General features: G+C 73.6%; 25 protein-coding genes and 3 tRNA genes. 13 read left to right on the top strand and 15 right to left on the bottom strand.

From position 1 onward, the window contains the following. The first annotated feature begins 149 nt into the window (after positions 1 to 149). On the top strand, positions 150 to 1,247 hold the full coding sequence (locus tag MF672_RS02915) for a branched-chain amino acid aminotransferase (RefSeq protein WP_242373433.1): 1,098 nt from the start codon (positions 150 to 152) through the stop codon (positions 1,245 to 1,247). A 22-nt stretch (positions 1,248 to 1,269) separates the two neighbouring features. Here MF672_RS02915 and MF672_RS02910 read toward each other — a convergent pair whose 3' ends face one another. Further along, positions 1,270 to 1,914 carry an O-methyltransferase gene (locus MF672_RS02910; protein ID WP_242373432.1) on the bottom strand — a complete coding sequence of 215 codons (645 nt, stop codon included), beginning with the start codon at positions 1,912 to 1,914 and terminating at the stop codon, positions 1,270 to 1,272. Between the two features lie 58 nt (positions 1,915 to 1,972). Here MF672_RS02910 and MF672_RS02905 point away from each other — a divergent pair, with 58 nt between their 5' ends. Both MF672_RS02905 and cimA read left to right on the top strand, forming a co-directional pair. Next, on the top strand, positions 1,973 to 2,617 hold the full coding sequence (locus MF672_RS02905) for a DsbA family protein (protein ID WP_242373431.1): 645 nt from the start codon (positions 1,973 to 1,975) through the stop codon (positions 2,615 to 2,617). 199 nt (positions 2,618 to 2,816) lie between these two features. After that, a complete protein-coding gene (cimA, locus tag MF672_RS02900) occupies positions 2,817 to 4,391 on the top strand; it encodes a citramalate synthase (protein ID WP_242373430.1) in 1,575 nt (524 codons plus the stop codon). 9 nt (positions 4,392 to 4,400) lie between these two features. Here the strand turns inward: cimA and MF672_RS02895 are convergent, their stop codons facing one another. Beyond that, the gene (locus MF672_RS02895; RefSeq protein ID WP_242373429.1) at positions 4,401 to 4,688 is read right to left on the bottom strand and encodes a hypothetical protein; all 288 of its coding nucleotides are present in this window, start codon (positions 4,686 to 4,688) and stop codon (positions 4,401 to 4,403) included. Between the two features lie 91 nt (positions 4,689 to 4,779). Then, the gene (locus tag MF672_RS02890) at positions 4,780 to 6,417 is read right to left on the bottom strand and encodes a heparinase II/III family protein (protein ID WP_242373428.1); all 1,638 of its coding nucleotides are present in this window, start codon (positions 6,415 to 6,417) and stop codon (positions 4,780 to 4,782) included. Between the two features lie 141 nt (positions 6,418 to 6,558). On the opposite strand from MF672_RS02890, the gene MF672_RS02885 reads away from it, so the two are divergent. Together MF672_RS02885 and MF672_RS02880 are read left to right on the top strand one after the other, a co-directional pair. Then, positions 6,559 to 7,155 (top strand): HD domain-containing protein, encoded by a 597-nt coding sequence (locus tag MF672_RS02885; protein WP_242373427.1) that lies wholly within the window; start codon positions 6,559 to 6,561, stop codon positions 7,153 to 7,155. 4 nt (positions 7,156 to 7,159) lie between these two features. Further along, entirely contained in the window at positions 7,160 to 10,726 is a 3,567-nt protein-coding gene (locus tag MF672_RS02880) for an AfsR/SARP family transcriptional regulator (protein WP_247815150.1), read from the top strand. Here MF672_RS02880 and MF672_RS02875 read toward each other — a convergent pair. The 8 genes from MF672_RS02875 to MF672_RS02840 all read right to left on the bottom strand — a co-directional run bounded on the left by MF672_RS02875 (position 10,660) and on the right by MF672_RS02840 (position 15,045). Continuing rightward, positions 10,660 to 11,829: an alkene reductase gene (locus MF672_RS02875; protein WP_242379159.1), complete on the bottom strand. Its 1,170-nt coding sequence runs from the start codon at positions 11,827 to 11,829 to the stop codon at positions 10,660 to 10,662. The two genes, MF672_RS02880 and MF672_RS02875, sit on opposite strands and share 67 nt — an antisense overlap. A 107-nt stretch (positions 11,830 to 11,936) precedes the next feature. Continuing rightward, positions 11,937 to 12,320 (bottom strand): antibiotic biosynthesis monooxygenase family protein, encoded by a 384-nt coding sequence (locus MF672_RS02870; protein ID WP_242379161.1) that lies wholly within the window; start codon positions 12,318 to 12,320, stop codon positions 11,937 to 11,939. A gap of 24 nt (positions 12,321 to 12,344) precedes the next feature. Beyond that, on the bottom strand, positions 12,345 to 12,923 hold the full coding sequence (locus MF672_RS02865) for an alkaline shock response membrane anchor protein AmaP (protein WP_242379163.1): 579 nt from the start codon (positions 12,921 to 12,923) through the stop codon (positions 12,345 to 12,347). After that, positions 12,920 to 13,645, bottom strand: a complete 726-nt coding sequence (locus tag MF672_RS02860; RefSeq protein WP_242379165.1) for a DUF6286 domain-containing protein — start codon at positions 13,643 to 13,645, stop codon at positions 12,920 to 12,922. The genes MF672_RS02865 and MF672_RS02860 overlap by 4 nt, the downstream gene beginning before the upstream one ends. Continuing rightward, positions 13,642 to 14,001: an Asp23/Gls24 family envelope stress response protein gene (locus tag MF672_RS02855; RefSeq protein WP_242379167.1), complete on the bottom strand. Its 360-nt coding sequence runs from the start codon at positions 13,999 to 14,001 to the stop codon at positions 13,642 to 13,644. Before MF672_RS02855 ends, MF672_RS02860 begins: the two co-directional genes overlap by 4 nt. Next, the gene (locus MF672_RS02850) at positions 13,998 to 14,186 is read right to left on the bottom strand and encodes a DUF2273 domain-containing protein (RefSeq protein ID WP_242379170.1); all 189 of its coding nucleotides are present in this window, start codon (positions 14,184 to 14,186) and stop codon (positions 13,998 to 14,000) included. The genes MF672_RS02855 and MF672_RS02850 overlap by 4 nt, the downstream gene beginning before the upstream one ends. After that, positions 14,183 to 14,539 carry a hypothetical protein gene (locus tag MF672_RS02845; RefSeq protein WP_242379173.1) on the bottom strand — a complete coding sequence of 119 codons (357 nt, stop codon included), beginning with the start codon at positions 14,537 to 14,539 and terminating at the stop codon, positions 14,183 to 14,185. Before MF672_RS02845 ends, MF672_RS02850 begins: the two co-directional genes overlap by 4 nt. Beyond that, positions 14,536 to 15,045 carry an Asp23/Gls24 family envelope stress response protein gene (locus MF672_RS02840; RefSeq protein WP_242379246.1) on the bottom strand — a complete coding sequence of 170 codons (510 nt, stop codon included), beginning with the start codon at positions 15,043 to 15,045 and terminating at the stop codon, positions 14,536 to 14,538. Before MF672_RS02840 ends, MF672_RS02845 begins: the two co-directional genes overlap by 4 nt. 165 nt (positions 15,046 to 15,210) lie before the next feature. Here MF672_RS02840 and MF672_RS02835 point away from each other — a divergent pair, with 165 nt between their 5' ends. Continuing rightward, complete coding sequence (locus MF672_RS02835) at positions 15,211 to 15,987, top strand: fumarylacetoacetate hydrolase family protein (RefSeq protein ID WP_242379174.1); 777 nt, start codon at positions 15,211 to 15,213, stop codon at positions 15,985 to 15,987. 34 nt (positions 15,988 to 16,021) lie between these two features. Further along, positions 16,022 to 17,353 (top strand): glutamate--tRNA ligase, encoded by a 1,332-nt coding sequence (gene gltX / locus MF672_RS02830; protein WP_242379247.1) that lies wholly within the window; start codon positions 16,022 to 16,024, stop codon positions 17,351 to 17,353. Between the two features lie 121 nt (positions 17,354 to 17,474). On the opposite strand, the gene MF672_RS02825 is transcribed toward gltX, so the two are convergent. After that, positions 17,475 to 19,445, bottom strand: coding sequence for a M3 family metallopeptidase (locus MF672_RS02825; protein ID WP_242379177.1), 1,971 nt, complete (start codon positions 19,443 to 19,445; stop codon positions 17,475 to 17,477). 166 nt (positions 19,446 to 19,611) lie between these two features. Here MF672_RS02825 and MF672_RS02820 point away from each other — a divergent pair. Continuing rightward, positions 19,612 to 19,683: transfer RNA gene (locus tag MF672_RS02820), tRNA-Gln, on the top strand. A gap of 40 nt (positions 19,684 to 19,723) precedes the next feature. On the opposite strand, the gene MF672_RS02815 is transcribed toward MF672_RS02820, so the two are convergent. Continuing rightward, entirely contained in the window at positions 19,724 to 20,653 is a 930-nt protein-coding gene (locus MF672_RS02815; RefSeq protein WP_242379181.1) for an alpha/beta fold hydrolase, read from the bottom strand. Positions 20,654 to 20,926: 273 nt separating this feature from the next. Here MF672_RS02815 and MF672_RS02810 point away from each other — a divergent pair, with 273 nt between their 5' ends. The 4 genes from MF672_RS02810 to MF672_RS02795 all read left to right on the top strand — a co-directional run bounded on the left by MF672_RS02810 (position 20,927) and on the right by MF672_RS02795 (position 22,855). Continuing rightward, positions 20,927 to 22,000: a sensor histidine kinase gene (locus tag MF672_RS02810; RefSeq protein ID WP_242379248.1), complete on the top strand. Its 1,074-nt coding sequence runs from the start codon at positions 20,927 to 20,929 to the stop codon at positions 21,998 to 22,000. Beyond that, positions 21,997 to 22,608, top strand: a complete 612-nt coding sequence (locus MF672_RS02805) for a response regulator (protein ID WP_242379183.1) — start codon at positions 21,997 to 21,999, stop codon at positions 22,606 to 22,608. Before MF672_RS02810 ends, MF672_RS02805 begins: the two co-directional genes overlap by 4 nt. Before the next feature lie 80 nt (positions 22,609 to 22,688). Continuing rightward, positions 22,689 to 22,764, top strand: a tRNA-Glu gene (locus MF672_RS02800). An 18-nt stretch (positions 22,765 to 22,782) separates the two neighbouring features. After that, a tRNA-Glu gene (locus tag MF672_RS02795) sits at positions 22,783 to 22,855 on the top strand. A 115-nt stretch (positions 22,856 to 22,970) separates the two neighbouring features. Here the strand turns inward: MF672_RS02795 and MF672_RS02790 are convergent. Next, a complete protein-coding gene (locus tag MF672_RS02790) occupies positions 22,971 to 24,686 on the bottom strand; it encodes a hypothetical protein (protein WP_242379185.1) in 1,716 nt (571 codons plus the stop codon). 58 nt (positions 24,687 to 24,744) lie between these two features. Then, positions 24,745 to 25,461, bottom strand: coding sequence for an IclR family transcriptional regulator (locus MF672_RS02785; RefSeq protein ID WP_020543978.1), 717 nt, complete (start codon positions 25,459 to 25,461; stop codon positions 24,745 to 24,747). Positions 25,462 to 25,603: 142 nt separating this feature from the next. Here MF672_RS02785 and leuC point away from each other — a divergent pair, with 142 nt between their 5' ends. Next, entirely contained in the window at positions 25,604 to 26,989 is a 1,386-nt protein-coding gene (leuC, locus tag MF672_RS02780) for a 3-isopropylmalate dehydratase large subunit (RefSeq protein ID WP_242379188.1), read from the top strand. Positions 26,990 to 26,997 lie beyond the last annotated feature (8 nt).

Raw genomic sequence — 26,997 nt, 5'->3', positions numbered from 1 at the left:
TTGTCATCCCATATGGCGAGACAATAGGAAGTACGAGCTGCCTCCGGGCAGTGCTGCCGCACCATCACGGGACCGCGGAGCCCGCGGCGTCCGCAGGCTCCGGGGCTCCGGTAGATTTTCGCGAAATCGCAGAGAAAAGGACCGTCGTCATGACCATCGCTCAGAAGCTCAGCTTCGACGTGCAGCTATCCGACCACGCTCGCACCGCGGCCGAGCGGGAGCAGGTACTGGCGAACCCCGGGTTCGGGCAATCCTTCACCGATCACATGATCACCGTCGACTACACCGAGGGCCGCGGCTGGCACGACGCCCGGCTCGTGCCGTACGGGCCGCTCTCGCTCGACCCGGCCACCGCGGTCTTCCACTACGCCCAGGAGCTGTTCGAGGGGCTGAAGGCGTACCGGCAGATCAACGGCTCGATCGTGATGTTCCGCCCCTACGCCAACGCGGCCCGCTTCAACCGCTCGGCCGCCCGCATGGCGATGCCCGAGCTGCCCGAGGAGACGTTCGTCGAGTCGCTCGAACTGCTCGTCAGGACCGACGAGGAGTGGGTGCCCACGACCGAGGGGCACAGCCTCTACCTGCGCCCCTTCATGATCGCCACGCAGGCGGGGCTGGGCGTCAACTACCCGTCCAAGAGCTACAAGTACATGGTCATCGCCTCGCCGGCGGCGTCGTACTTCACCGGCGGCATCAAGCCCGTCTCGGTGTGGCTGTCCACCGAGTACACCCGGGCCGCGCCCGGCGGCACCGGCTTCGCCAAGTGCGGCGGCAACTACGCCGCGGCCTTCGTCGCCCAGCGCCAGGCCGTCGAGAACGGCTGCGACCAGGTGGTGTGGCTGGACGCCCAGGCCCACGAGTACGTCGAGGAGATGGGCGGGATGAACCTGTTCTTCGTCTTCGGCAACAAGCTCGTCACCCCCGCGCTGACCGGCACCCTGCTGCCCGGCATCACCCGCGAGTCGATCCTCGAGCTGGCCGCCGGCCTCGGCCTGGAGACCGAGGAGCGGCTCGTCTCGGTCGAGGAGTGGCAGTCGGCGTGCGAGTCGGGCGAGCTGACCGAGGTCTTCGCCTGCGGCACGGCGGCCGTGGTGACCCCGGTCGGCTCCGTCAAGGGCGCCAACCGGGCCTGGACGGTCGCCGACGGCACGCCCGGCCCGGTGACGATGCGGGTGCGCGAGGAGCTGGTCGGCATCCAGTACGGCGCCCGCCCCGACGCGCACGGCTGGGTCCACAAGATCGCCTGAACCCGCGGACCCGGCCGCCCGCTCAGTGCTTGGTGATCAGCGTCATGCCGTCGGCCACCGGCAGCAGCAGCACGCTCACCCGCGGGTCCTCGATCACCAGGTCGTTGAACTGGCGGATCTCCACGGTGGTCGGCTCGTCGTGCGACGGGTCGGCCACGTGCCCCCGGCGCAGCGTGTTGTCGGCGATCAGCAGGCCGCCGGGGCGCATGCGGGAGATCAGCAGCTCGTAGTAGCCCGGGTAGTTGCCCTTGTCGGCGTCGAGGAAGGCCAGGTCGATGGTCTGGTCGAAGGCGGCGAGGGTGTCCAGGGCCGGGCCGAGGGTGAGCGTCACCCGGTCCTCGACGCCGGCCTCGGCCCAGTAGCGGCGGGCCATCGACGTCCACTTGTCGCTGACGTCGAAGCAGTGCAGCCGGCCGCCCCGCAGCCCCCGCGCGATGCAGATCGACGAGTAGCCGGTGAACGTGCCCACCTCCACCGCGACGTCCGGGGCCATGATCTGGGTGATCATCGTGAGGAACGTGCCCTGGTCGGGGCTGATCTGCATGCCCGCGCTGTCGCCGGTGAACTCGGCGCTCTCGCGCGCCAGCCGCTCCAGCAGCGGGTCGGGCTTGGTCGAGTGGTCGTGGACGTAGCGGGCCACGGCGGGGCTCAGGAGGTCGGCCTTCATACGGACATTCTTTCGGGTCCGATAGGGTCTGCGCGATCGACGAGGTGAGAGTGGGCGGATGATGAAGCGGTTGGTGGCGGTCGCGGTCGCGTGCGTGGCGATCGCCGTCCTCGGCGTGCTGGCCTTTTCCGAGCCGGGCGCGAGCTCCGAGGGGGTGCGCCTGACCCGGCAGGTGGACGGGTCGATGGTGCTGGCGGACCGGGGCGGCGACGCCCCCGTGCTGGACGTTTACGAAGATTTTGACTGCCCGGTCTGCAAGGAGATGCACACCCGGACCGACCCGACCATCCAGCGGCTGGCCCGCGAGGGCAAGGTCAAGGTCGTCTTCCACGCCGTCACCATCTTCCGCGACGAGCCGATGCGCTCGAACTCGATCCGCGCCGCCGCGGCCGCGCGCTGCGTCCCGGAGGAGAGCTGGCTCGCCTTCCGCGACGAGCTGTACGCCATCCAGCCCGCCCCGCACGGCGTCGCCTCGGGCTTCACCGTCGAGGAGCTGGTCAAGGCGGCCAGGAAGGCGGGCGCGCAGGTGGACGCGTGCGTGCGCGGGCAGTCGTACGCCGAGGCGCACCTGGCCGAGAGCGCCAAGACCCGGCTGGAGGGCACGCCGACGCTGCTGCTCGACGGGCGGGTGCTGGGCGACGAGGCGTTCGACCCGGCCGCGCTGGAGAAGCTGATCGCCGGGAACGGCGGGGTGACTGTGTGACGGCCTATGCTGTCCACGTCCTGAGACCGGTGTGCCGGATGGTGGATCGGTGTGGCAGACTGGACGGCACCATGTTCTACGGTCTGCTCATTATCGGCAGGCGCGCTGGCTGACACAGGGACACCGCCAGCGCGCAGACCTCTCACGTCCGTGAGGGGTCTTTTTGTTTTCCGGGACATCTCCTAGAAGGAAGAGGCTCATGGCCGACGACCGGTTCCACGTCTACGACACGACCCTGCGTGACGGCGCGCAGCAGGAAGGTCTCAACCTGACCGTCGCCGACAAGCTCGCCGTCGCGCGTCACCTGGACGGTCTCGGCGTCGGCTTCATCGAGGGCGGCTGGCCCGGAGCCAATCCGAAGGACACCGAATTCTTCCGGCGGGCTCGAACAGAGCTCGACCTGAAGCACGCGCAGCTCGCCGCGTTCGGCGCGACCCGCCGGGCCGGGGTGAAGGCGGCCGACGACCCCTTGGTCGCCGCACTGCGCGAATCCGGCGCGCCGGTCGTGACCCTTGTCGCCAAGAGTCACGACCGGCACGTGGAGCTGGCTCTCCGCACCACCCTTGAGGAGAACCTCGCGATGATCCGCGACACGGTCTCCCACCTGCGCGCGGAGGGGCAGCGGGTCTTCCTCGACGCCGAGCACTTCTTCGACGGCTACAAGTCGAACCCGGCGTACGCGCTGGAGGTCCTGCGCACCGCCGCCGAGGCCGGGGCCGACGTCATCGCCCTGTGCGACACCAACGGCGGCATGCTGCCCGACGAGCTGGCCGACATCGTCCACGAGGCCGTGCAGGCCGGCGCCCGGGTCGGCATCCACTGCCACGACGACACCGGCTGCGCGGTCGCCAACACCCTCGCCGCCGTCCGCGCCGGCGCCACCCACGTGCAGGGCTGCGCCAACGGCTACGGCGAGCGCTCCGGCAACGCCAACCTCTTCACCGTCGTCGCCAACCTGCAGCTCAAGCGGGGCTACGACCTCGTGCCGCCGGCCGCGCTGGCCGACATGACGCGCGTCGCCCACGCCATCACCGAGGTCACCAACGTCACGCCCAACTCGCACGCGCCGTACGTCGGCATGTCCGCCTTCGCGCACAAGGCCGGCCTGCACGCCAGCGCCATCAAGGTCGACCCCAACCTCTACCAGCACATCGACCCCGCCGCCGTGGGCAACGACATGCGCATGCTGGTCTCCGACATGGCCGGGCGCGCCTCGGTCGAGCTCAAGGGCCGCGAGCTCGGCTACGAGCTGACCCCCGAGCACACCAAGTCGCTGGTCGAGCGGGTCAAGGACCTGGAGTCGCGCGGCTTCACCTTCGAGGCCGCCGACGCCTCCTTCGAGCTGCTGCTGCGCGACACCGTGCACGGCTCCCGCAAGCGCCACTTCGAGGTGGAGTCCTGGCGGGTCATCGTCGAGCGCACCAAGGGCGGCGAGCTGGTCAGCGAGGCCACGGTCAAGCTGCACGCCAAGGGCGAGCGCATCGTGGCCACCGGCGAGGGCAACGGCCCCGTCAACGCCCTCGACAAGGCCGTCCGGCTGGCGCTGGAGCAGCTCTACCCCGAGCTGGCCCGGCTGGAGCTGGTCGACTTCAAGGTGCGCATCCTGGAGGACACCCACGGCACCGACGCCGTCACCCGCGTGCTCATCACCTCCAGCGACGACACGGGCGAGTGGGCCACCGTCGGCGTCGCCGAGAACATCATCGACGCCTCCTGGCAGGCGCTGGAGCAGGCGGTCACCTACGGGCTGCTGCGCGCCGGCCGCGACTGCTGAGCGGCCCCGTCACGCGGGGGCGCAGCCGTACGCGCCGAGCGTGCCGTTCCAGGGGAAGACGTAGCGGCAGCGGTGCACGCCCGCGGCGGTGCCGCCGAGCACGGTGACCACCACGTCGCCGTAGCCGGTGCCGTCGCAGCCGTTGGCGGCGAAGTCGTAGCCGTCGGCGTCCTGGGCGGTCAGGTCACCGAAGAAGCAGCGGTGGGCGCCGTCCGCACGCGCGGGCGGCGCCGCCAGCAGCACGATCGTCAGCACGGACGGCAGGACGGCCGCGAGGGAGAACGCGAGACGTTTCACGCACCCAACGCTAGGAAGGCCGCCGCGTCCCGCCCAGAGGCGCCCGTCACCGGCGGGCGTGCATTCCTCACAACAGGCCTCACAACAGGCCTCACAGCAGGCCGGTGGCGAACGAGGCCCCCTCGACCGTGACCTTGCCGCCCGAGCAGGACACCTTCGCCTCGTCCCCGCCCGGCACGATCACCGTGAGCAGCGCCTTCGCCGCCGGCGACACCACCACCGTGGCCGCCTCCTTCGACAGGTAGACCGGCGACACCCAGCCGAGCCTGCCGCCGCGCTCCACCTTCTGCCCGCCGACCCGCTCGCACGACGGCGTGAACTGCACCAGCGTGACCCGGAACTTGCCGTCGCCGAGCACCACCCGGCCGCCGCCGGTGGAGACCGGCTTCAGCGACGGGGCGAAGCGCCACACGTTCTGCACCTTCCGGCCGCCCGAGGCGGTGTCCAGCACCGCCATGAGGTCCTGCTCGCCGTGGTTCACCAGCACCGAGCGGGTGCGGCTCACGCCGTAGGCGCGGTCGGTGAGCCGGAACGCCTGCCGGTCCGCGCCGAGCGAGGACTTCACCAGCTTCGAGGCGGTGCGCGGCCGGAACCGCGCCCCGGCCACCGTCGGCACGTTGTGCGCCTCCGGCGAGAGCGTCCAGTAGCGGTAGGCGCTCTTCTCGTAGGAGTGGAAGCCCGCGTCCACCAGCACGTCGTGACCCTGCGCGTAGTAGGTGACGCCCAGGTGGTCCTCGTGGCCGTGGAACTTCATGCCGGGGCCGAACCTGATCGAGTAGTACGCCGAGTCGGGCTTGCCCCAGGCGGTGCGGCCGAACACGTAGCCCGCCCGGTAGACCTTGACCTTCTGCTTCGGCGTGCCGGTCTCCATCTTCGGCTCGGTCTCGGCGCTGCCGTCGCCGATCGGGGTCATGAAGCCGTTCGGCATGGTGGCGTGCGCGATGAAGTCCTTCAGCGCCTCCGCGCGGGCGGCGATCTCGCCGGGGACCCTGCGGTCGCAGGACTTCATGTTCGTCATCGCGACCTGAAGGCGGCCGTAGACGTAGACGGCGTAGCGGGGGGCCTGCTCCATCAGCGCGCCCTGGGCGTCCACGTCCAGCTTGACCGTGCCGGTCAGGCGCCTGGCCGCCAGGTCCGCCCAGTCCTTGCGGCCGTAGCGGCAGCCGATGCCCATCAGCGCGATGTCCTGGTCGATGCCGTGGTTGTGGCCCTTCTTGTACAGGGCCGGGTTCGACAGGAGCTTCGCGTGCACGGCCAGGCTGTCCTTCAGCCAGGAGTCCTTGACGTGCTCGCTCAGGCACAGCAGCGGCTGGGTGCGCAGCGAGACCGGGTGGTCCTGCCAGACGTAGGACTTCGTGCCGGAGGCGCCGTACTTGTTGTGCGTCACCCAGTCCTTGGCGATCTGCGTGGCGCGGTCCAGGTAACGCTGCTCGCCGGTGTTCTCGTACTCGACCACCAGCGCGCCCATCCAGCGCAGCGACTGGAAGACGAACTCCCACGAGCGGTTCCTGTACGGGCTCGCGCCCCAGTCGATCTTCTCGCCGAGCTTGACCGCCGGCAGCCCGACCAGGGAGATCTCGCCGCGCATCACGTCGTCGGCGGTCGGGGTGCCGGGCAGCCAGTCGCCCTGGCAGGCGGCGGTGCGCGTCACCTTGTCCGCCCGCGCCGGAGTCGTCAGGCCGCCGCCGAGCGCCAGCACGAGGGCAAGGGGTATCGCGAGCCGGCGCACGCCAGTTCCTTCCGGGACGAAAAGTGGAGGTGGGACATGCTTTCGGACCCGCGATCATCCGGTCAAGCCGAGTGCCCGATTCGTTAACCGCCGGACGCCCCGGGGGCGCGCGGCCGGACATCCTGCGACATGCTGGGACACGTGACTTTCGACGATCTGGTGATCCCCGACACGCCCGCCTGCCGTGGCGCGTTCGAGGTGGCCGCCCGCTACCACTCGCCGTCGCTGCTGAACCACTGCGTCCGCGCCTACCTGTGGGCCGCCGCGTACGCGCAGGACCACGGCATCGACTTCGACGCGGAGCTGCTGTACGTCGCCGCCCTGCTGCACGACCTCGGGCTGACGGCCGAGTTCGACAGCCACACGGTGCCGTTCGAGGAGGCCGGCGGGCACGTCGCCTGGGCCTTCTGCGCCGGGGCCGGCTGGTCTCCGGAGCGGCGCGACCGCGCCGCCGAGGTGATCGTCCGGCACATGTGGGACGAGGTGCCGCTGGAGGAGGACCCCGAGGGGCACCTGCTGGAGCTGTCCACCGGCATGGACATCTCCGGCCGGCGCGTCGACGAGCTGCCCGCCGGCGTGCGCCGCGAGGTGCTGGAGCGCTACCCGCGGCTCGACCTCCCCAAGGAGTTCACCGTGTGCCTGTCCGAGCAGGGCGCGCGCAAGCCGGGCAGCGCCGCCGCGCGGTTCGTGCGGGCCGGAGCCGCGGACCGGATCTCGCGCAACCCGCTGGACGCCTGACCCGATGCGGTTCGGCGTGCTCGGTCCCGTCACGGTGTGGGACGGCGACGGGCGGGAGATCAGGGTGCCCGAGGCCAAGGTCCGGGCGCTGCTGGCCGACCTGCTGACGCACGAGGGCCGGCCGGTGCCCGCCGACCGGCTGGTGGACGACCTGTGGGGCGACGCCCTGCCCGGCAACCCCGCCAACGCCCTGCAGGCCAAGGTCTCGCAGCTCCGGCGCGCGCTCGGCCGGGACCGCGTGGTGCGCCAGCCCGCCGGCTACCGCCTGCGCCTCGACCTCGCCGGCTCCGCCGGCCCCGTGCGCGGCTCCTTCGACAGCGTGGACTTCGACAGCGTGGACGCCGCCGACTTCGAGCGGCTGGCCGCCCAGGCGCGGCGGGCCGGGGACCCGCGGGAGCGGGTCGCGTTGCTGACGGAGGCGCTGGGGCTGTGGCGCGGGCCCGCGTACGCGGACTTCGCCGACGAGGAGTTCGCCCGGGCCGCCGTGCGGCGGCTGGAGGAGCAGCGGCTGACCGTCCTGGAGGAACGGGCCGAGGCCCGGCTGGCGGCCGGGGACCACGCCTCGCTGGCCGGGGAGCTCGCCGGCCTGGTCAGCCGGCACCCGCTGCGGGAACGGCTGCGCGCCGTCCAGATGCGCGCGCTGTACGCGGCCGGGCGGCAGAGCGAGGCGCTGGAGTCGTACCGGGAGCTGCGGGAGCTGCTGGCCGAGGAGCTGGGCATCGACCCCGGCCCGGAACTGACCGCCCTCCACGGGTCCGTCCTCCGCCACGACCCCACCCTCACCACCCCGCCCCTCCCCGTCACGCCCCCCACCCCACCACCCGCTCTGACCACCGCCGCCCACCCGCCCGCCCCCACCGGGGCCGCTCAGCCGCCCGCGTCCACCGGGCCCGCCTGGGGGCCCTCGCTCGCCGGGCCTGCTGAGGCGCCCTCGCTCGCCGGGCCGACCCGGGCGGACGGCCTCCCAGCCCCAGCCCCAGCTCAAGGGCCTGGGCCCACCGCGCCCGCTCAAGGACCTTCGCCCAACGGGGCAGGCCGGCAGCCCACGCTGGGGGCGTTGGCGGAGGCGCGGGACTCCTTCCTCGGGGCGTCCGTCACGGCCCCCGCCCCCGACGTGCGCGGGGCCGGAGGGCTGGCCGCCGCGCTCACCCCGCTGATCGGCAGGGACGAGGCCGCGGCGGAGGTCGTCCGGCTGCTCGGGACCAGCCGCCTGGTCACGCTCGCCGGCACCGGCGGCGTCGGCAAGACCCGCCTGGCACTGGAGTGCGCCGCCCGCCTGTCCGGGGCCGGGGCCGGGGCCGGCCTGGACGGCGTGTGGCTGGTGGAGCTGGCCGGCGACCGCGCGGGCGACGTCGCCGGCCTGGCCCGGCTCGTGGCCGCCGCCCTCGGCCTGCGCGACGACGCCCACCCCGCGCCCGGGGACGACGCGGCGGCCCGGCTCGCGGCGGCCCTGCGGGGGCGGCGGGCGCTGCTCGTCCTGGACAACTGCGAGCACGTCGTCGAACCGGCCGCCGAGCTGACCGGCCTGCTCCTGCGCGCCGCCCCCGGCCTGCGCGTCCTCGTCACCAGCCAGGAGCCGCTGGCCCTGCCCGGCGAGACGGTGTACCTGGTCGAGCCGCTGCGGGACGACGACGCGGTGGCGTTGTTCGCCGAGCGCGCCACCGCCTCCGCCCCGGGGTTCGTCCTGGACGAGGCCACCCGCGAGGCCGTGACGGAGATCTGCCGCCGCCTGGACGGCCTCCCGCTCGCGCTCGAACTGGCGGCGGCCAGGGTCCGCGTCCTCGGGGTGCGGGAGCTGGCCGCCCGGCTGACCGACCGGTTCCGGCTGCTCACCCAGGGCCGCAGGGGAGCCCCGGCCCGGCAGCGGACGTTGCGCGCGATGATCGACTGGAGCTGGGAGCTGCTCGGCGCGCCGGAGCGGGCCGTGCTGCGGCGGCTGGCGGTGCACGCCGACGGCTGCGACCTGGCCGCCGCCGAGGCGGTCTGCGCCGGGGGCGAGGTGGGCCGGGACGACGTTCTCGACCTGCTGACCCGGCTGGTCGACCGGTCCCTGGTGGCCGTGGCCGAGGGGCCCAGGTACCGGCTGCTGGAGTCGGTGCGGGCGTACGCGCTGGAGCGGCTGGCGGAGGCCGAGGACCCGGCCGCCGTGCGCGCCCGGCACCGCCGCCACTACCTGGCGCTGGCCGAGCGGGCCGAGCCCCTGCTCAGGGGGCCGGCGCAGCGCGAGTGGCTGCGCCGCCTGGACGCCGAGGCCGCCAACCTGCACGCCGCCCGCACTCCCGACGCCGCCTCCGGTGCGGCCGCCGGCGGCGCGGCGGACGGGGACGAGGTGGCGCGGCTGGCGGTCGCGCTCGCCTGGTGGTGGCTGCTGCGGGGCCGGTTGCACGAGGGACGGCGGGCCCTTGAGGAGGTGCCGGCGACCGCGCGGGACGCCGCCGAGGCCCGGGTGCTGCGGAACGCGTTCGCGCTGCTCACCGGGGACCGGTCCGGCGGCGGCGACTGCCCGGAGGCCGCCATCGCCGATCCCGTCCGGCGCGGGCGGGCCGTGTGGCTGTACGCGTACGGGCTGTTCCACGCGGGTGAGCCCGGCGAGGCGGAACGGACCGGCGAGCGCGCCCTCGCCCTCGCCACCGCCGCGGACGACCGGTGGGGCGTCGCCGCCGCGCTCGCGCTCCGCGCCATGACCGCGCTGCTCGGCGGCGATCTCGCCGCCGTCGAGCGGGACGGGCTGCGGAGCGCCGCGCTCTTCCGCAAGCTGGGCGACCGCTGGGGCGAGCTGCAGACCGTGCCCCCACTGGCCGCGCTCGCCGAGGTGCAGGGCGACTACGCCGAGGCGGCGCGGGCGCAGCGCGAGGGGCTGGGCATCGCCTCCGAGCTGGGGCTGGAGACGGAGGTGTCGGCGCGCCTGTCCGGCCTCGGACGGCTGGCGCTGCTCGAACGCGACTGGGACCGGGCGCGCGAGCTGCACGGCCGGGCCCTGCGGCTGGCCGCCGGGCAGGGCCACCTGTACGGCGAGGTGCACGCCGAGATGGGCCTCGCGCTCGGCGACCGCCGCTCCGGGGAGCTCGACGCGGCCGAGGCCCGGCTCCAGCGCATCCACGCCGCCCGGGTGTCGTCCCTGGCGGGCCGGCACCTGCTCCACGCCGAGCTGGGCTTCGTCGCCGAGCTGCGCGGCGAGGCCGCTCTCGCGGCGGCCCACCACGGGCTCGGCCGGGAGCTGGCGGCGAAGCTGGGGGAGCCGCGGGCGATGGCGCTGTCCCTGGAGGGCCTGGCGGGGGCGGCGGCCCTCGCCGGTGACGTGGAGGGGGCGCGGCGCGCCGCCCTGCTGCTCGGCGCGGCGGACGCGGCCCGCCGCGGCGTGTCGGCCCCGCTGCCGCCCGCCGAGCGCGGCGACGTGGACCGCGTGACGGCGTCCGCGACGGAGGTGCTCGGGGCGGCCGCCTTCGCTGAGGCGTTCCGGCAGGGCGCGGCCCTGACGCCCGGGGAGACGGCCCGGGTCGCCGCTCAGCAGGCCGCCGCCGCGGGCACGAGCCGCCCCTCGGCCTGCGCAGAAGGCTGCGACGAGGGCTGAGGTGAGGACGGGTGGAGGGTGGGGTAGTCGGTGTAGCCGTCGGGGCCGCCCGCGTACATCCAGCCGGTGTCCCTGATCGGGTTCAGCGGCGCGCCGGTCCGGAACCGTTCGACCAGGTCGGGGTTGGCGAGGAAGGCGCGGCCCAGGGCGACCAGGTCGGCGCCCGCGGCCAGCAGGCGCTCGCCCGCCGCTCGCCCGCCGTCCGCCGGGAACGGGGACGGCCAGGGCAGGGCGGGGTTGGCGATGAGCGTCCCCGGCCAGTCCGCGCGGATGCGGTGGAAGAGCTCCTGCCCGGGGTCGGCGAAGACGACGTGCAGGTACGCGGGCCCGATCGGCCGCAGCGCCGCCACCAGCGCCGGGTACAGCGCGTCGGTGTCGTCCTCGGCGATGCCGTTGACGGTGACGCCCGGCGCGAGGCGCACCCCCACCCGCTCGGGCCCGATGGCCTCCGCCACCGCGCGCACCACCTCCACGGGGAAGCGGATGCGCCCGGCCACCGAGCCGCCGTAGGCATCGGTGCGGCGGTTGGTGTTCCCGGCCAGGAACTGGTGCAGCAGGTAGCCGTTGGCGGCGTGCACCTCGACCCCGGCGAACCCGGCCTCGATCGCGTTCCTGGCGGCGGCGGCGAAGTCGGCCACCGTGGCGTCGATCTCGCCGGCGGTCATCGCCCGCGGGACGACCGCCGGCCGGTGCCCGCCGGGCGTGTAGATCGTGCCGGGCAGCGGGACCGCCGAGGGCGCGAGCGGCGTCAGCCCGCTGTTGTCCGGGTGCCCGACCCGGCCGCCGTGCTGGAGCTGCACGAACATCCGGCCGCCCGCCGCCGCCACCGCGCCGGTGACCCGCCGCCACCCGGCCACGTGCGCGGGCTCGTGCAGGGCGGGAATGTTCGGGTACGTGCGCCCGACGGCGTTCGGCGTGGTGGCCTCGGCGATGATCAGGCCCGCCGACGCGCGCTGGGCGTAGTACGTCGCCATGATCGGCTCGGGGGTGCCGTCCTCGGCCGCCCGGTTGCGGGTCATGGGGGCCATCACCAGCCGGTTGGGCAGCTCCAGGGCGCCGGCCTGCGCCCGGTCGAAGAAGCCGCGGTCCGCATATGTCGTCATCTGTCCGTCCCCTGTCGCGTGAGCGGGAAGCGCTTACGGGGACGACTCTGCTCGCGGACCCTTCGGACGCGCTGACGGTCCGCTGACGCGCGGCCCGAAGCCCGCCGCTACGCCTTGGGGGCGGCGCTCTCGGCGACCTCGAACGTCCACACCTCGGACCCGGACGCGGCGGGCCCGTGCCCGTGGCCCTGACCCTGCCCGTGGCCCTGACCGTGCCCCTGCCCCTGCCCCTGGGCGCGCTGGGCGTCGGCGGCGGCCCGCGCGTGGCCGCGCGCGAACTCCTGGCTCTGCTGCCACTTCTGGAAGTCCTCTTCGCTGCGCCAGCGCGTGTAGACCAGGTACCGCTCGGTCCCGTCCACCGGCCGCAGCAGCTCGAACCACTCGAACCCGTCGGCCGACTCCACCATCCCGGCCCGGCCGGAGAAGCGCCGTTCGAGCTCCTCCCGCATCTCGGCGGGCACGGTCAGCACGTTGATCTTCACGACGGACAACGGGAACCCCTCTCGTCAGCGCCTCTAGTGCACCACCCGATGCGGCGCAGGTGAGGGCTCCAGGCTAACGCGGGCCACCGCCGGGACCTGATCCCGGTCCAGCGCGTCGCGCATGTGCGGCAGGGCCACCCCGGACAGGTGCCCGGCCACCTCGCTCATCGGCGCGGCCTCGTCGGCGACCACGGTGAGCCGCACCTCGGGGCCGCCGCGCGAGCGCACCAGCCCGGCGTGCGCGCTCAGCACCGCCGGGCTCGCCTCGACGTCGGCCGCCACCGCCTGCGCCACGCCGCCCGCCGACACCTCGGTCACGCCGTCCGGGCCGTCGTCCAGCCGCAGCACGCCCGGGACCTCGCCGCGTCCCTGGGCGAACAGCCAGCGCAGCGCCAGCAGGACCAGGACGATCGACGCCAGCGCCACCGCCCACCAGATGCCCGAGCCCGCACGGGCGAAGAACGCCCGGACCTCGCCGCTCACGATCGGGGCGCGCGGATCCTGCCCGAACGCGCCCAGCCCCCGCGCCAGCGCCGTCCCGCCCAGCGCGGCCAGCACCAGGCCGGTCAGCGCCAGCGCCCACCGGTTGACCCGGCCGGTCCGCCTGCTCATCTGCGCTCCTTCACCTCGACGGCCACCCGGTACGGCTCCACCAGGTCCAGCTCCGCCAGCCGGGTCAGCACCGCCTCGCGGACGCCCTCGCGGAACCGCTCGCCGTCCCAGCCGGACGTGACCGGCGTCACCGCGACCGTGCGGCCCCTGATCCGCGCGCGGGCCTCGTGCACGCCCGGCACCTGCTCGGCGGCGTGCGCCAGGGCATGGGTGACGCTCTTGCGGCGCAGGCCCATGACCAGGTCGGGGTCGCCGGTGCGGACCGGCAGCAGGCGCGGCCGGCCCGGCACGAGCGCGGCGGCCAGCAGGGCCAGCCCCAGCAGCAGGGCGAGCGCCGAGCCCAGCAGGACCCACGGGTTCGCCCACGGCGTGGCCGAGGCCCCGGCGAGCATCCGGTCGTAGGGGACCAGCCGCAGCGGCCGTCCCACCAGCGCGGAGATCGTCTCGGCCGCGACGAGCAGGCCGAGCAGGGTGAGGACGGTGGCGACGAGGACGGCGGGGACGCGCCGCCGCGGCCGGAAGGCCCGCACCGCCGCCCGCTCCGCCCGCCGGTCCTGGACGTGGCCACGCGAGCGGCCACGTCCGGGGACGGCGGAGGCCGTGCCGAGGGCGGGGTCCAGACCGCTGGGCAACGTCGGATCCGGCCCGGCCGCCGGCGCGCTGCCCGAGGTCGTGGCCCCGCGCGCCGTCGGGCCGTTCGGGTCCTGTCCGGAGGTGGTCATGGCCGGCCCTCGCTCTCCAGGTCCGTCACCTTGATGTCCAGCCGGTCCACGGTCAGCCCCGTCTGGTACGCCACCCTGCGGGTCACGTGCTCCCGCAGCCTGGCGGCGACGGCGTGCAGCGGCGCCGGATAGGCGACGGCGACGTTCATCCGGACCGTGGCCCGGTCGCCGCGGACCTGCGCCTCGGAGGCGTGCTCCCACGGCATCCCCTTGACGTGGACGGCCCGCACGTCCGGCACCTCCTCGGCGGCGCAGCAGGCGATCTTGACGACCACCCGGTCCGCGACCTCGGTCCGCCCGCGCCGCTCCGCCGCCACGGGCGACAGCGCGGGGGCGGGCCCGGGAGCGGCTGTCACTTGCGCCTCACCGACAGCCCGGACAGGTTGACCTCGCCGGTCTCGGCCAGCCGCCCCACCACGAACCCGACCGCCCCGAGCACCAGCACCAGCAGGAACGCCCCCAGCCCCCCGAAGGCCCCCGCCAGCCCGAGCACGATCCCCGCGGCCATGCCGATCACCGGCATCCAGTGCACGTTGTTCATGATCCCTCCACCAGGTCGGTGATGTCGTCGATGCGGACGTTGACCGGGCGGTCGCCGGCCAGGTCGGCCACGGCCCGCCGCACCTCGTCGGCGGTCTCGGGCAGCGGTCGGCCGGCGCGCGCCACCAGGGCGATCTCCACCGTGCCGGCGTCCGCGGAGACGCCGGTCAGCCGCTCTCCCGGCAGGTACGTGGCCACCGTCCCGAACGGCCCGCCGGACAGCCCGGCGACCCCGGCGCAGGCCCGCACCCGCTCGGCGATGAGCCACGCCTCGCCACGGCCGTCAGCGGCCCGCGCCGCCCCGGCCCCCTCGCCGGCCCCCTCGCCGGCCGCCCGGGTCGTCCCGGTCGTCATCGGACCCTGGGCTCGGGTTCGCCGGCCCCGTCCGATGAGTCCCGGTTGCGGTCGCGGTCCCGGTCGCCGTCCTGGTCGGGCAGGTGGACGTCGTCCACCCGGATGTTGACCTCGGTGACCTCCAGCCCGCACATCCGCTCGACGGCCCCGATCACGTTCTTGCGCACGGCCGCCGCGAGGTCCGGGATCGCGGTCCCGTACTCGGCGACCAGGTCCAGGTCCACGGCGGCCTGCCGCTCGCCGACCTCGACCGAGACGCCCTGCGCGACGCTCCGCTCCCCGCCGACGAGCCCGCGGACGCTGCCGAGGGCCCGCGCCGTGCCGCCGCCCATGGCGTGCACGCCGGAGACCTCGCGCGCGGCCAGGCCGGCGATCTTCGCGACGACCCCGTCGTCGATGCTCGTGGTGCCCTTGTCGGTGACGAGCGAGCTCCCCGAGGCGCCGCCGCTCTCCGTGCGGGCGCGCGGCACCGTCGCCTGCCCGGTCCCCGCGGCGTGCGTGGACATCGTGTCCGACACTTCAACCACCCCCGTACATACGTCTTGATGTGGATTTCCGGTGCTATGCGCCTAATGCATGACAAAACGGACTTCGGGCACATTCATTGCCGGTGCATGACCCGCCCGGGCCGGGTGACCGGACCCCTCCGGCGGCGGCGATAGCCTTGACGGGTGCGTATAGCGAGGTTCTCCACAGGCGAAGGCGTGTCGTTCGGCGTGGTCGAGGGCGGCCCAGGCGAGGAGTTCGTCTCCACGATCGCCGGCCACCCGTTCAACCAGGTCCAGTTCACCGGCGAGCGCCACCCGCTCACCCAGGTGAAGCTGCTGGCCCCCATGCTGCCGAGCAAGGTCGTCGCCATCGGCAGGAACTACGCCGAGCACGCCAGGGAGATGGGCAACGAGGTGCCCGAGGAGCCGCTGATCTTCATCAAGCCGTCCACCTCGGTGATCGGCCACGGCGAGGACATCGCCTACCCCACGTCCCTGTCCGACCGCGTCGACTACGAGGGCGAGCTGGCCGTGGTGATCGGCCGGCTGTGCCGCGAGGTCCCGGTCGAGCGGGTCAAGGACGTCGTCTTCGGCTACACCTGCGCCAACGACGTGACCGCGCGCGACCTGCAGAAGAAGGACGTGCAGTTCACCCGGGCCAAGGGGTTCGACACCTTCTGCCCGCTCGGGCCGTGGATCCAGACCGACCTCGACCCGAGCGACCTCGCCCTGACCACCACGGTCAACGGCGAGGTGCGCCAGAGCGGCCGCACCAACCAGCTCATCCACGACATCCCCGCGCTCGTCGCCTACGTCAGCGCGGTCATGACGCTCATCCCCGGCGACGTCATCCTCACCGGCACCCCGGCCGGCGTCGGCCCGCTCCAGGTCGGCGACGAGGTCAGCGTCGGCATCGAAGGCATCGGCACACTCACGAACAAGGTGGTCTCCCGTGACTGACGTCCGCGTCAGGTTCGCCCCGTCCCCCACCGGCATGTTCCACGTCGGCGGCGCCCGCACGGCGCTGTACAACTGGGCGCTGGCCGAGCAGTCCGGCGGCCGTTTCGTGCTGCGCGTCGAGGACACCGACGCCTCGCGCAACCGTCCCGAGTGGACCGAGGGCATCATCTCGGCGCTCGACTGGATCGGCATCAACGGCACCAACCCGGCCTTCGAGGGCCCCTACTTCCAGTCCGCGTACGAGCCGCAGCACCGCGAGGCCGTGGCCAAGCTGCTGGCCGACGGCCGCGCCTACTACTGCGACTGCACCCGCGAGGCGCTGGTCGCCCGCACCGGCTCCGAGCACCGCGGCTACGACGGCCACTGCCGCAAGCGCGGCCTCACCGAGGGCGCGGTCCGCTTCCGCACCCCCGACGAGGGCGTGACGGTCGTGCCCGACCTCATCAGGGGCGACGTCGAGTTCCCCAACGAGGCCCAGGAGGACTTCGTCATCGCCCGCACCGACGGCTCGCCGCTCTACGTGCTGGCCAACGCGGTCGACGACATCACCCAGAACATCACCCACGTCGTCCGCGGCGAGGAGCACCTGGGCAACGCCGCCAAGCAGATGCTGCTCTGGCCCGCGCTCGGCGCCAACCCGCCGGTGTGGGCGCACCTGCCGGTGATCGTCAACGAGCAGCGCAAAAAGCTGTCCAAGCGCCGCGACAAGGTGGCGCTGGAGGACTACCGTGCCGAGGGCTACCTCGCCGAGGCCATGGTCAACTACCTCATGCTGCTCGGCTGGGGCCCCGGCGAGGACCGCGAGATCATGCCGTGGTCGGAGATGGCGCCGCTGTTCCGGCTGGAGGACGTCAACTCCTCCAGCGCCTTCTTCGACGAGAAGAAGCTGCGCGCCTTCAACGGCGAGTACATCCGGGCGCTGCCGCTGGAGACCTTCGAGGAGCGCTGCTCGCCCTACCTGGAGCCGTCCTGGGACCGCGAGCTGTTCAGCAAGGTCGCGCCGCTCGCCCAGACCCGCATCGGCGTGCTGTCGGAGATCCGGCAGAACGTCGACTTCCTCTTCCTCGACGAGCCGGTGTTCGACGAGGCGTCCTGGGACAAGGCGATGAAGAACTCCCCGGTGGAGATCATCTCCGGCTACCTGGAGCGGCTGGACGTCCTCAACTGGGACCCCGAGTCGCTCAAGGAGGCGCTGGAGGAGGTCGGCGCGGCCCACGGGCTCAAGCTGGGCAAGGCCCAGGCCCCGGTGCGGGTGGCGGTCACCGGCCGCACGGTCGGCCTGCCGCTGTTCGAGTCGATCGAGGTGCTGGGCCGCGAGCGCACCCAGGACCGCCTCCGCGCCGCCCTGACCCGCCTCGGCGCCTGACCCGCCCCGCCTGACCCGCCCCGCCTGACCCGCCCCGCCTGACCCGCCGGGCCTGATTCGCCCAGCCTGACCCGCCGCGGCCGGGCGGCCCCCGTGAGAGCAGGGGCCGCCCGGCGGCCGGTCAGTCCAGGCCGCGCCGCTGCAGCAGCGGGTCGATGCGCGGCTCACGCCCCCGGAAGTTGCGGAAGGCGGTCAGCGGGTCGAGGCTGCCGCCCCGCGACAGCAGCTCGCGGCGGAAGTGGTCGCCGTTCTTGCGGGTCAGCCCGCCGTTCTCCTTGAACCACTCCACGCTCTCGGCGTCCAGCACCTCGCTCCAGATGTAGGAGTAGTAGCCGGCGCTGTAGCCGCCCGCGAAGATGTGCGCGAAGTAGTTCGTGCGGTAGCGCGGCCGCACCTGCGGCACCGCGATCCCGGCCCGCTCCAGGGCCGCCGCCTCGAACGCCGCGGCGTCCGCGACCTCCGCGCCCGGCGCGAGCCGGTGCCAGGCCCAGTCGAGCAGCGTCGCGGCGAGGTACTCGACGGTCTTGAAGCCCTGGTTGAACGTCTCGGCCGCGGTCAGCTTCTCCACCAGCGCGGCCGGCATGGGCTCGCCCGTCTCGTGGTGCCTGGCGTAGTTGGCCAGCACCTCGGGCCAGGTCACCCACATCTCGTTGACCTGCGACGGGTACTCGACGAAGTCGCGCGGCACGCTGGTGCCGGACACGCGCGGGAAGCGCACCTTCGAGAACAGGCCGTGCAGCGCGTGCCCGAACTCGTGGAAGGCCGTGTTCACCTCGTCGTACGTCAGCAGCGTCGGCCCCGAGGCGGGCTTGGTGACGTTGAGGTTGTTCATCACCACCGGCCGCAGCCCGAACAGCAACGACTGGTCGACCAGGTTGTTCATCCACGCCCCGCCGCGCTTGTTCGGGCGGGCGTACGGGTCGAGCACGAACAGCCCGAGCGGGCCGCCGTCCTCCTCGAACACCTCGAACACGGTCACGTCGGGGTGGTAGCCGGCCAGGTCGGGCCATTCGGCGAAGGTGATGCCGTACAGCTTGCCGGCCGCGAAGAAGATGCCGTCGCGGTAGACGCGGTTCAGCTCGAAGTACGGCCGCATCGCGGCGGCGTCGAAGTCGTAGCGGGCCTTGCGCACCTGCTCGGAGTAGTACGGCCAGTCCCACGGCTCGATCGCGAACCCGGCCTGCTCCGACAGCTCCTCGGCCTCCCGCCCGGCGTTGCGCACGGCCGGGCCGACGAGCTGGCCGAGCATCGCCTCGACCGCCTCGACGGTCTTGGCCGTCTGGTCGGCCACCACGTAGGAGGCGTGGTCGGGGAAGCCGAGCAGCGCCGCCCGCTCGGCGCGCAGCGCCGCCATCCTGGCCGCGATCGCGAAGTTGCCCGGCGCGCGGCCGACGCTCAGCTCGTACAGCCTGCGGCGCACGTCCCGGTTCGTGAGCTGGGCCAGGGCGGGCTGGGCGGTGAAGTTGAGCAGCGGCAGCGCGTACGTGCCGTCCTCGCGGCGCAGGGAGTCGATCCTGGCCTGGTCGAAGCCGTCCAGCTCGGCCGGGTCCGACACCACCAGCGCGGCCTCGGTGGCCGCCTTGAGCAGCGCCTGCGCGAAGTCGGTGGACAGCCGCGACAGCTCCTCGTTCAGCTCGCGCAGCCGGGCCTGCTCGGGCTCCGACAGGTCGGCGCCGGCCCTGACGAAGTCCTCGCGGTACTTCTCCAGCAGCCAGGACTCCTCCGGGTCGTCGGTGGCGACCTGCTTGACGCGCGCCCAGAGCGCCCGGTTCAGCCGGATCGCGTCGTTGTGCCGGGTCAGCTCCGGCGAGATCTCCTTCTCGATCTCCATGATGCCGTCGCTGGAGTTGGAGGAGGCCATGCTGAAGAAGACCGTGGCCGTGCGGTCGAGGATCCGTCCCGACCGTTCGAGCGCGGCGATCGTGTTGCCGAAGGTCGGCGGCTCGGCGCTGCCGGCGATCGCCTCGACCTCCGCCAGCTGCTCCGCCATGCCGCGCCGGAAGGCGGGCAGGTAGTGCTCCTCGCGGATCTCGGCGAAGGGCGGCAGCTCGTACGGCAGCTCGCTGGGGGCGAAGAAGGGATTCTCTGCCAAAGCTCGGGCTCCTCCACGTGGTGTTTTGTCCCCCACAGCTTGGCACGGCCGGGCTCCCGTCGCGTGCGGCGGGAGCCCCCGCCGGCAATCGTTTTGGTCTTACCCCCGGAGCTGGGCTATTCTTTCGGACGTCGCCAAGCGCGCTCCACGGAGCTCGCGGCAGCGGTGGGGTATGGTGTAATTGGCAGCACGACTGATTCTGGTTCAGTTAGTCTAGGTTCGAGTCCTGGTACCCCAGCAGGTGAGCGGATGTCCTCCACGTGGAGACGTCCGCTTTTTCATTTCGCCAGCCGGTCGAGGATGTCGGTGATCTGCCGGTAGTCCTCCGGGGTGGGGGCGTGCGAGGTGTCCACCGTGAAGACCTTGAAGCGGTTGCCCGGCGTGGCCGCGTCCGCCTCCCTGATCATGCGGTCCTGCAGGGCCAGGGGGATCACCCGGTCGCGGGCGTGCCTGATGTAGACGCGCGGCACCCGGCCCCAGGCGTCCGGGCGGCCCCGGGCGTCCGCGCTCGACACCTGAAGGCTCTCGTCGGGCAGCAGCGTGTTCAGCATGGCCAGCAGCTCGCCGTCGGTGCCGCCGGCCATGAACGCCGCTTTGGCGGCCGCCAGGAAGTCCCGGTCGTTCGTCCGCCAGTTCACCCGGATCGCGCCCAGCTCGCGCGGGTCGCCGACGATCGCGCCGAGCACGCTGCCGGCGAGGCTCGCCTCGCTCTCCGGCGTCTCCAGGTACTCCGCCGGGGAGCGGAGCGCGGTGCAGCAGTAGGCCGCGTCGTAGACCAGCAGGTCGATCAGGTCGGGCACGGCGTCGGCCGTCCTCGTGACGGTGGAGCCGCCCAGGCTGCCGCCCACCAGCACCACCCGGCCGTGGCGGGCGGCCCGGCGCACGGCCTCCACCGTCGCCGCCACGTAGTCGTCCAGCGTCACGCCCGCCATCGGCGACTTCCGCGCCGCCAGCGCCGCGAGGTCCTGCGGAGCCTGGTAGGAGATGTCGAACTGCTCGCCGGGGTCGTGGCCGGGCAGGCTCACGCCGAGGGAGCGGTGGCCGCGCAGGGTCAGCTCGGCGTCGGCGGCCACGCCGTTCGCGCCGGTGACGAACACGAACGTCGTCACCTCCTCGCGCCCCTTCGCGGCGCCCGCCGCGCCGGCGCCGCCGAGCGCGCCCGCGACCGCGGCCAGGTGGAACGCCGTCCTTCGCGTCAGATTGTTCATGCCGTCGATGCTCGCGCGGGACGGCCCGGCGGCGCGTCGCCCGTCCGGCTCCGCGATCGGTGGAGGCCGGGCATCCACCGATCGGCTGACCCCGTGCCAGGCTGGTGGGCATGAGCTGGCTCGACGGGCGCGAACGGTGGGCGTTCCTGGGGCTCGCGTACGCGCTCCTCGCGATCTCCGCCACCGCCGCCGCCCTCACCGGCACCGCCGGGGACACCGGCGGCGCGGCCGATCGGCTTGTGCCCGCCGCCGTCGAGTGGGCCGGTGCCCGCCATGGCCGCCGCCGTCTGGGTCGCGCCGGTCGCCTGGCTGTACCCGCGCCGCGACCGCCGCCGCGCGCTCGTCGTCGGCCACTACCTCGTCCTGGTCGCCCTCGCCGGCTGGCTGACGGCCGCGCACGCCGCCTTCGCCGTGTTCGCCGCGATCGGCTACCCGCTCGCGCTCGCGCTGCTGCCGTCCCGGCTGGTCATGGCCGGGGTGACGGTCACCGCCGTCGCGGTGGTGGCCGCCCAGGCCGGGCCGGGGCAGCGCGGCGCGCTGCTCACCGTGCTCGCGGGCGTCGCCCTGCCGCTGGCCGTCGCCGGCTGGTACGTCGCCGCCGAGCACGACAAACGCCGCCGCCTGGTCGACCATCTCCGCGCCGCCATGGACGAGAACGCCGCCCTGCACGCCAGGCTCCTCGGCCAGGCCAGGCACGCCGGCGTCCGCGACGAGCGGCACCGCGTCGCGGGGGAGCTGCACGACACCCTCGCGCAGGACCTCGTGGCGCTGATCCGCCAGCTCGACGCCGCCGCCCGCACCACCACGGGCGACGCCGCCCGCCGCCACCTCGGCCAGGCCGCCGAGCTGGCCCGCCGCGGCCTGGCCGAGGCCCGCAGGTCGGTACGGGCGCTGCGACCGGGCCCGCTGGAGCGGTCGAGCCTGCCGGAGGCCCTGGGCCACATGGCGGAGTCGTGGTCGCGGGCCTCGGGGGTGCCGCTCGCCTTCGAGGTCACCGGGCGGCCCGCCGCGTTGTCCGCCGACGTGGAGGCCGCGCTGTTCCGCGTCGCGCAGGAGGGCCTGGCGAACGTCGCCAAGCACGCCGGAGCGGCCCGGGCGGCCCTGACCCTGTCGTACACGGACGAACTCGTGCTTCTCGACATACGAGACGACGGAGGGGGTTTCGACCCGCAGGCGCCCGCTGACGGCTTCGGGCTCGACGGCATGCGGCAGCGGGTCCGGGCCGCCGGCGGCACGCTGGAGATCGAGTCCGCGCCCGGCGCGGGCACGGCTCTCGCCGCCGCCGTCCCGGCCCTGCCGCCCGCGCCCGCCGATGAGAGCATGACCCTCGGCAAGGAGGAGCGATGACGGTGCGGGTGCTGGTCGCCGACGACCATCCGATCGTGCGCGACGGGCTGCGCGCCGCCCTCTGCCCCGGCTCCGGGGTGGAGCTCGTGGGGGAGGCCGGCGATGGGGAGCAGGCCGTGCGGCTGGCCGCCGAGCTGCGCCCGGACGTCGTCCTGATGGACCTGCGCATGCCCGGCCTGGACGGCGTCGCCGCCATCAGGCGCATCGCCGGCACCGGCCCCCGGGTGCTGGTGCTGACCACGTTCGACACCGACGTCCTGCCCGCGCTGGAGGCGGGCGCGCACGGCTACCTGCTGAAGGACGCCCCGCCCGGCGAGCTGGCCGCCGCCGTGCTCGCCGTGCACAGGGGCGAGACGGTGCTCGCGCCCGCCGTCGCCGGCCGGCTGGCCGAGCAGGTGCGGAGGCCGTCCAGAGGCGTGCTGAGCAGGCGCGAGCTGGAGGTGCTGCGGCTGGTGGCGGGCGGGGCGACCAACAAGGAGGCGGCGGCCGCGCTGTTCATCAGCGAGGCCAGCGTCAAGACGCACCTGCTGCACGTGTACGCCAAGCTCGACGTCCGCGACCGGGCGGCCGCCGTGAGCGAGGGCCACCGGCGCGGCCTGCTGCGCTGATAAGCGGTTTGGTGGTGGTCTGCGGGTGCGGTAGAGTTACCTGCGTCGCCGGGGAGGCCCGGCGAAAAGCTTGTGGACAGGGTCCCGTCGTCTAGTGGCCCAGGACGCCGCCCTCTCAAGGCGGTAGCGCCGGTTCGAATCCGGTCGGGACTACCACTGTCACAAGCTCGCGAAGGTCCCGTCGTCTAGTGGCCCAGGACGCCGCCCTCTCAAGGCGGTAGCGCCGGTTCGAATCCGGTCGGGACTACGTCTGCTGCACCTCTCACGCTCCGGCGCCCCACGGCCCGGGGCGTTTTCGCGTCCCCGGCGTCCCCGGCGTCCCCGCACGAGCCCCCGCCGCGAACGGCGAGGGCTCCGCGACGTCAGACCGAGCGGGCCTTGAACAGCGCCCGCCGGGCGGTCTTGGCGACCTGCTTGTCGGGGTGCACCTGGGAGATGAGGTCCAGCAGCTCCTCCACGTGCGCGTGAGGGATCTTCCAGATCACCTCCAGCAGCTCGTTGACCATGTCGGGGCCGATGTCCTGGAGGCTGCTGACGAACTCCGAGCGGCCGAGCCCGGCCGAGATCGTCCACATGTCGAGGATCAGCCAGTGCGTGTCGTCCTGGGTGGGCTCGGGCGCGCCCTCCACCTCCAGCTGGCTGAGGTGCGTGGCCGCGTACGGCCGCAGCGACGGCTGCTTGAGCGCCGCCTGCCAGGCCGGGATCGCCGCCTCGCCCAGCGTGCCCACGACGCTGGCCGCCTGCACCCGGATGAGCGCGTCGCTCTCGTCCTCGGCCGCCGCCTCCAGCAGCTCCTCGGCGGCCTTGGCCGGCTCGCGCAGCCGCATCCAGGCGGCGAACTCGGCGTCTGCCTCGTCCTCGGGCAGCTCGGCGCTGAGCGCGAGCAGCTCGTGGGCGCTCATCGACTCGATCGCCGGGCGCGCGTCCACCTCGATGTCGGCGTCGTCCACCAGGTGGACCACGCCCTCGGTGCCGAGCGGCGTGAGCCTGAGCGTGCGGCCCTCGACCTCGACCATGCCGTAGCCGGTCAGCCAGTCGACGGCGGGCGCGAGCGGGTCGCCGGCCGCCTCCCAGGCGTCGGCGCCCAGCTCCTCGTCCAGCTCGGCGGCGGCCTCGGACAGCTCGGCCGCCAGCTCGTCGAGGTCGCGGGAGCCGCCGGCCAGCAGCAGCCGCACCAGCACGCCGCGGGTCAGGCCGGCCAGCGCCATGGTGAGGTCGTCGTCGGGCAGCTCGGGGTCGCCGTAGTCGACGGAGTGGAGGCCGAGCATCCACGCGTCGAGGACGTCCTCGTCGTCGTCGAACGGCCACTCCGCGGTGTCGTCCTGCACCGCGACCGTGTTGCCTTCGCCCGGCTCCAGGAACTCCAGGTCCACGGCCAGGTTCCAGATGTTCCACAGCTGCGGCACGGCCTCGGCGATCGGGCCGTCGGTGTCGGGCCTGGGCAGCCCGACGGCGGCCAGCGCCTCCTCCACCTCGGCGTCGGACAGCAGGGTGTCCTCGCCCACGCGGCGGCCCGAGCCCACCCAGAGGGCGAGGTCGCGGGCCTTGGCGATGAGCGGGGCCTGCCGGGCGGCGGCGGCCAGCTCGGAGTCGGGCCGCAGCCTGATGGTGTCGAGCTCGGCCAGCTCGTCGGCGAACGGCTCGAAGTCACCGAGGTCGCCGGCCTCCTCCTCGTCGCCGTCCGCGCCGTCGCCGTCCTCGATGAGTTCCTCCATGAGGTCGACGAACTCGTCCTCGACGTCGTCGAGCTCGGCCTGCAGATCGGCGAGGGCGTCGGAGCGCTTGGTCAGCCTGCCGGTCTGCGAGAGGAACGTGAGGTACGCGTCCACGGCCGGGAGCATGCCGTCGGCGGCGGCGTCGGGGTCCTCCACGACCTTCGGCATGCGGTCGAGCAGCAGGTTGCGCAGGTCGGCGCGCTTCCACGTGCCGAGGTCCTGCGAGAAGGCGAGACGGTGCCACAGGGCGGCGGGCCCCACGAGCTCGGGGTCGCTGTCGGGCGCGTTGACGCGCGCCCACATGATGAACTCTTCGAGCAGGGGTCGCAGCTCAGTGGCGGCTACCTCGATGCGATCTGTCACGCACTCAGGCTAGTGCGCCGACGACGCTGACGGCTCCCGAAATACATCCTTTTGCTGATCATGACGTGCGGCGCATCGCCTCGGTGATCCGCTCGGCAGCTGCCATGACCGGCACCGCGTGCAGCCGGCCGGGGGCCCGGGTCAGCCGCTCGATGGGCCCGGAGACCGACACGGCCGCGATCACCTTCCCGCCGCTGCCCCTTATGGGGGCCGAGACGCTGGCCACGCCCTGCTCGCGCTCGCCCACGCTGTGGGCCCAGCCGCGCCGCCGCACCGAGGCCAGGGTGGCGGCGGTGAACTTGGCGCCGCGCAGGCCGCGGTGCAGCCGGTCGGGCTCCTCCCACGCCAGCAGGATCTGCGCCGCCGAACCGGCCGTCATGGGCAGCGCCGAGCCGACCGGGACGGTGTCGCGCAGGCCGCTGGCCCGCTCGGCCGCCGCCACGCACACCCGTTCGTCGCCCTGGCGGCGGTAAAGTTGCGCGCTCTCCCCGGTCAGGTCCCTGAGCTGCATCAGCACGGGGGAGGCCACCGCCAGCAGCCGGTCCTCGCCGGCCGCCGTGGACAACTCCGACAGCCGCGGGCCCAGCACGAACCGGCCCTGCGTGTCCCGGCTGACGATCCTGTGGTGCTCCAGGGCGACGGCCAGGCGGTGGGCCGTGGGGCGGGCCAGGCCGGTGGCCTGGACGAGCTGCGCCAGGGAAGCGGGCCCCGCTTCGAGGGCATTGAGTACAAGAACGGCCTTGTCGAGTACTCCGACTCCGCTAGAGTTGTCCATGTACCGATACTGCAGTCTCGACATATGAGAAAGCAAGTCGGTGGCAAACTCCCGCGAAGAAGCGCCGGAGCCCGGGGCGGCGAGCGGGGGCGGGCCTCGAGGGGCGATGCGACGGAGCATCGCGACGACACAGGAGGAGATCATGGGCCGCACACTGGCCGAGAAGGTCTGGGAGCAACACGTCGTCCGGCGTGCCGAGGGCGAACCTGACCTGCTCTATATCGACCTGCACCTCATCCACGAGGTCACCAGCCCGCAGGCGTTCGACGGGCTCCGCCTCGCCGGCCGCAAGGTCCGCCGTCCCGACCTCACGATCGCCACCGAGGACCACAACGTGCCGACCGTGCTCGGCCCGATCGCCGACCCCGTGTCCAAGACGCAGGTCGAGACGCTGCGCAAGAACGCCGCCGAGTTCGGCATCCGGCTGCACCCGATGGGCGACGCCGGGCAGGGCGTGGTGCACATCATCGGCCCGCAGTTCGGCCTCACCCAGCCGGGCATGACGATCGTCTGCGGCGACTCGCACACCTCGACGCACGGCGCGTTCGGCGGCATCGCCTTCGGCATCGGCACCTCCGAGGTCGAGCATGTGCTCGCCACCCAGACGCTGCCCGCCTACCGGCCGAAGACCATGGCCATCGAGGTCAGCGGCGAGCTGCCGGTCGGCGTCACCGCGAAGGACCTGATCCTGGCCATCATCGCCAAGATCGGCACCGGCGGCGGCCAGGGCCACATCATCGAGTACCGCGGCGAGGCCGTGCGCAAGCTCTCCATGGAGGGCCGCATGACCGTCTGCAACATGTCGATCGAGGCCGGGGCGCGGGCGGGCATGATCGCCCCCGACGAGACCACGTTCGCCTACCTCAAGGGCCGCCCGCACGCGCCCGAGGGCGCGGCCTGGGACCAGGCCGTGGAGTACTGGAAGTCGCTGCGCACCGACGACGACGCCGTGTTCGACAAGGTCGTGGAGATCGACGCCACGACGCTCACCCCGTACGTCACGTGGGGCACCAACCCGGGCCAGGGCCTGCCGCTGGGCGAGACCGTCCCCGCGCCCGAGTCCTTCGCCGACCCGGTCGAGCGGGCCGCCGCCGAGCGGGCGCTGGAGTACATGGGCCTGGCCGCCGGCACGCCGCTGCGCGAGATCGAGGTCGACACCGTCTTCGTCGGCTCCTGCACCAACGGCCGCATCGAGGACCTGCGCTCGGCCGCCGAGATCCTGAAGGGCCGCCAGGTCAGGACCCGCACGCTGATCGTGCCCGGCTCGATGCTGGTCAAGCTGCAGGCCGAGCAGGAGGGGCTGCACGAGGTGTTCAAGGCCGCGGGCGCCGAGTGGCGCGAGGCCGGCTGCTCCATGTGCCTCGGCATGAACCCCGACACGCTGCAGCCCGGCGAGCGCAGCGCCTCGACCTCCAACCGCAACTTCGAGGGCCGCCAGGGCAAGGGTGGCCGCACCCATCTGGTGTCGCCGCAGGTCGCCGCCGCGACCGCGGTCACCGGCCGCCTGACCGCCCCCGCCGACCTGTAAGGAGCCGA

The organism is Actinomadura luzonensis (assembly GCF_022664455.2).
GTDB lineage: Bacteria > Actinomycetota > Actinomycetes > Streptosporangiales > Streptosporangiaceae > Nonomuraea > Nonomuraea luzonensis.
This window is presented reverse-complemented; position numbering and strand designations above follow the sequence as displayed.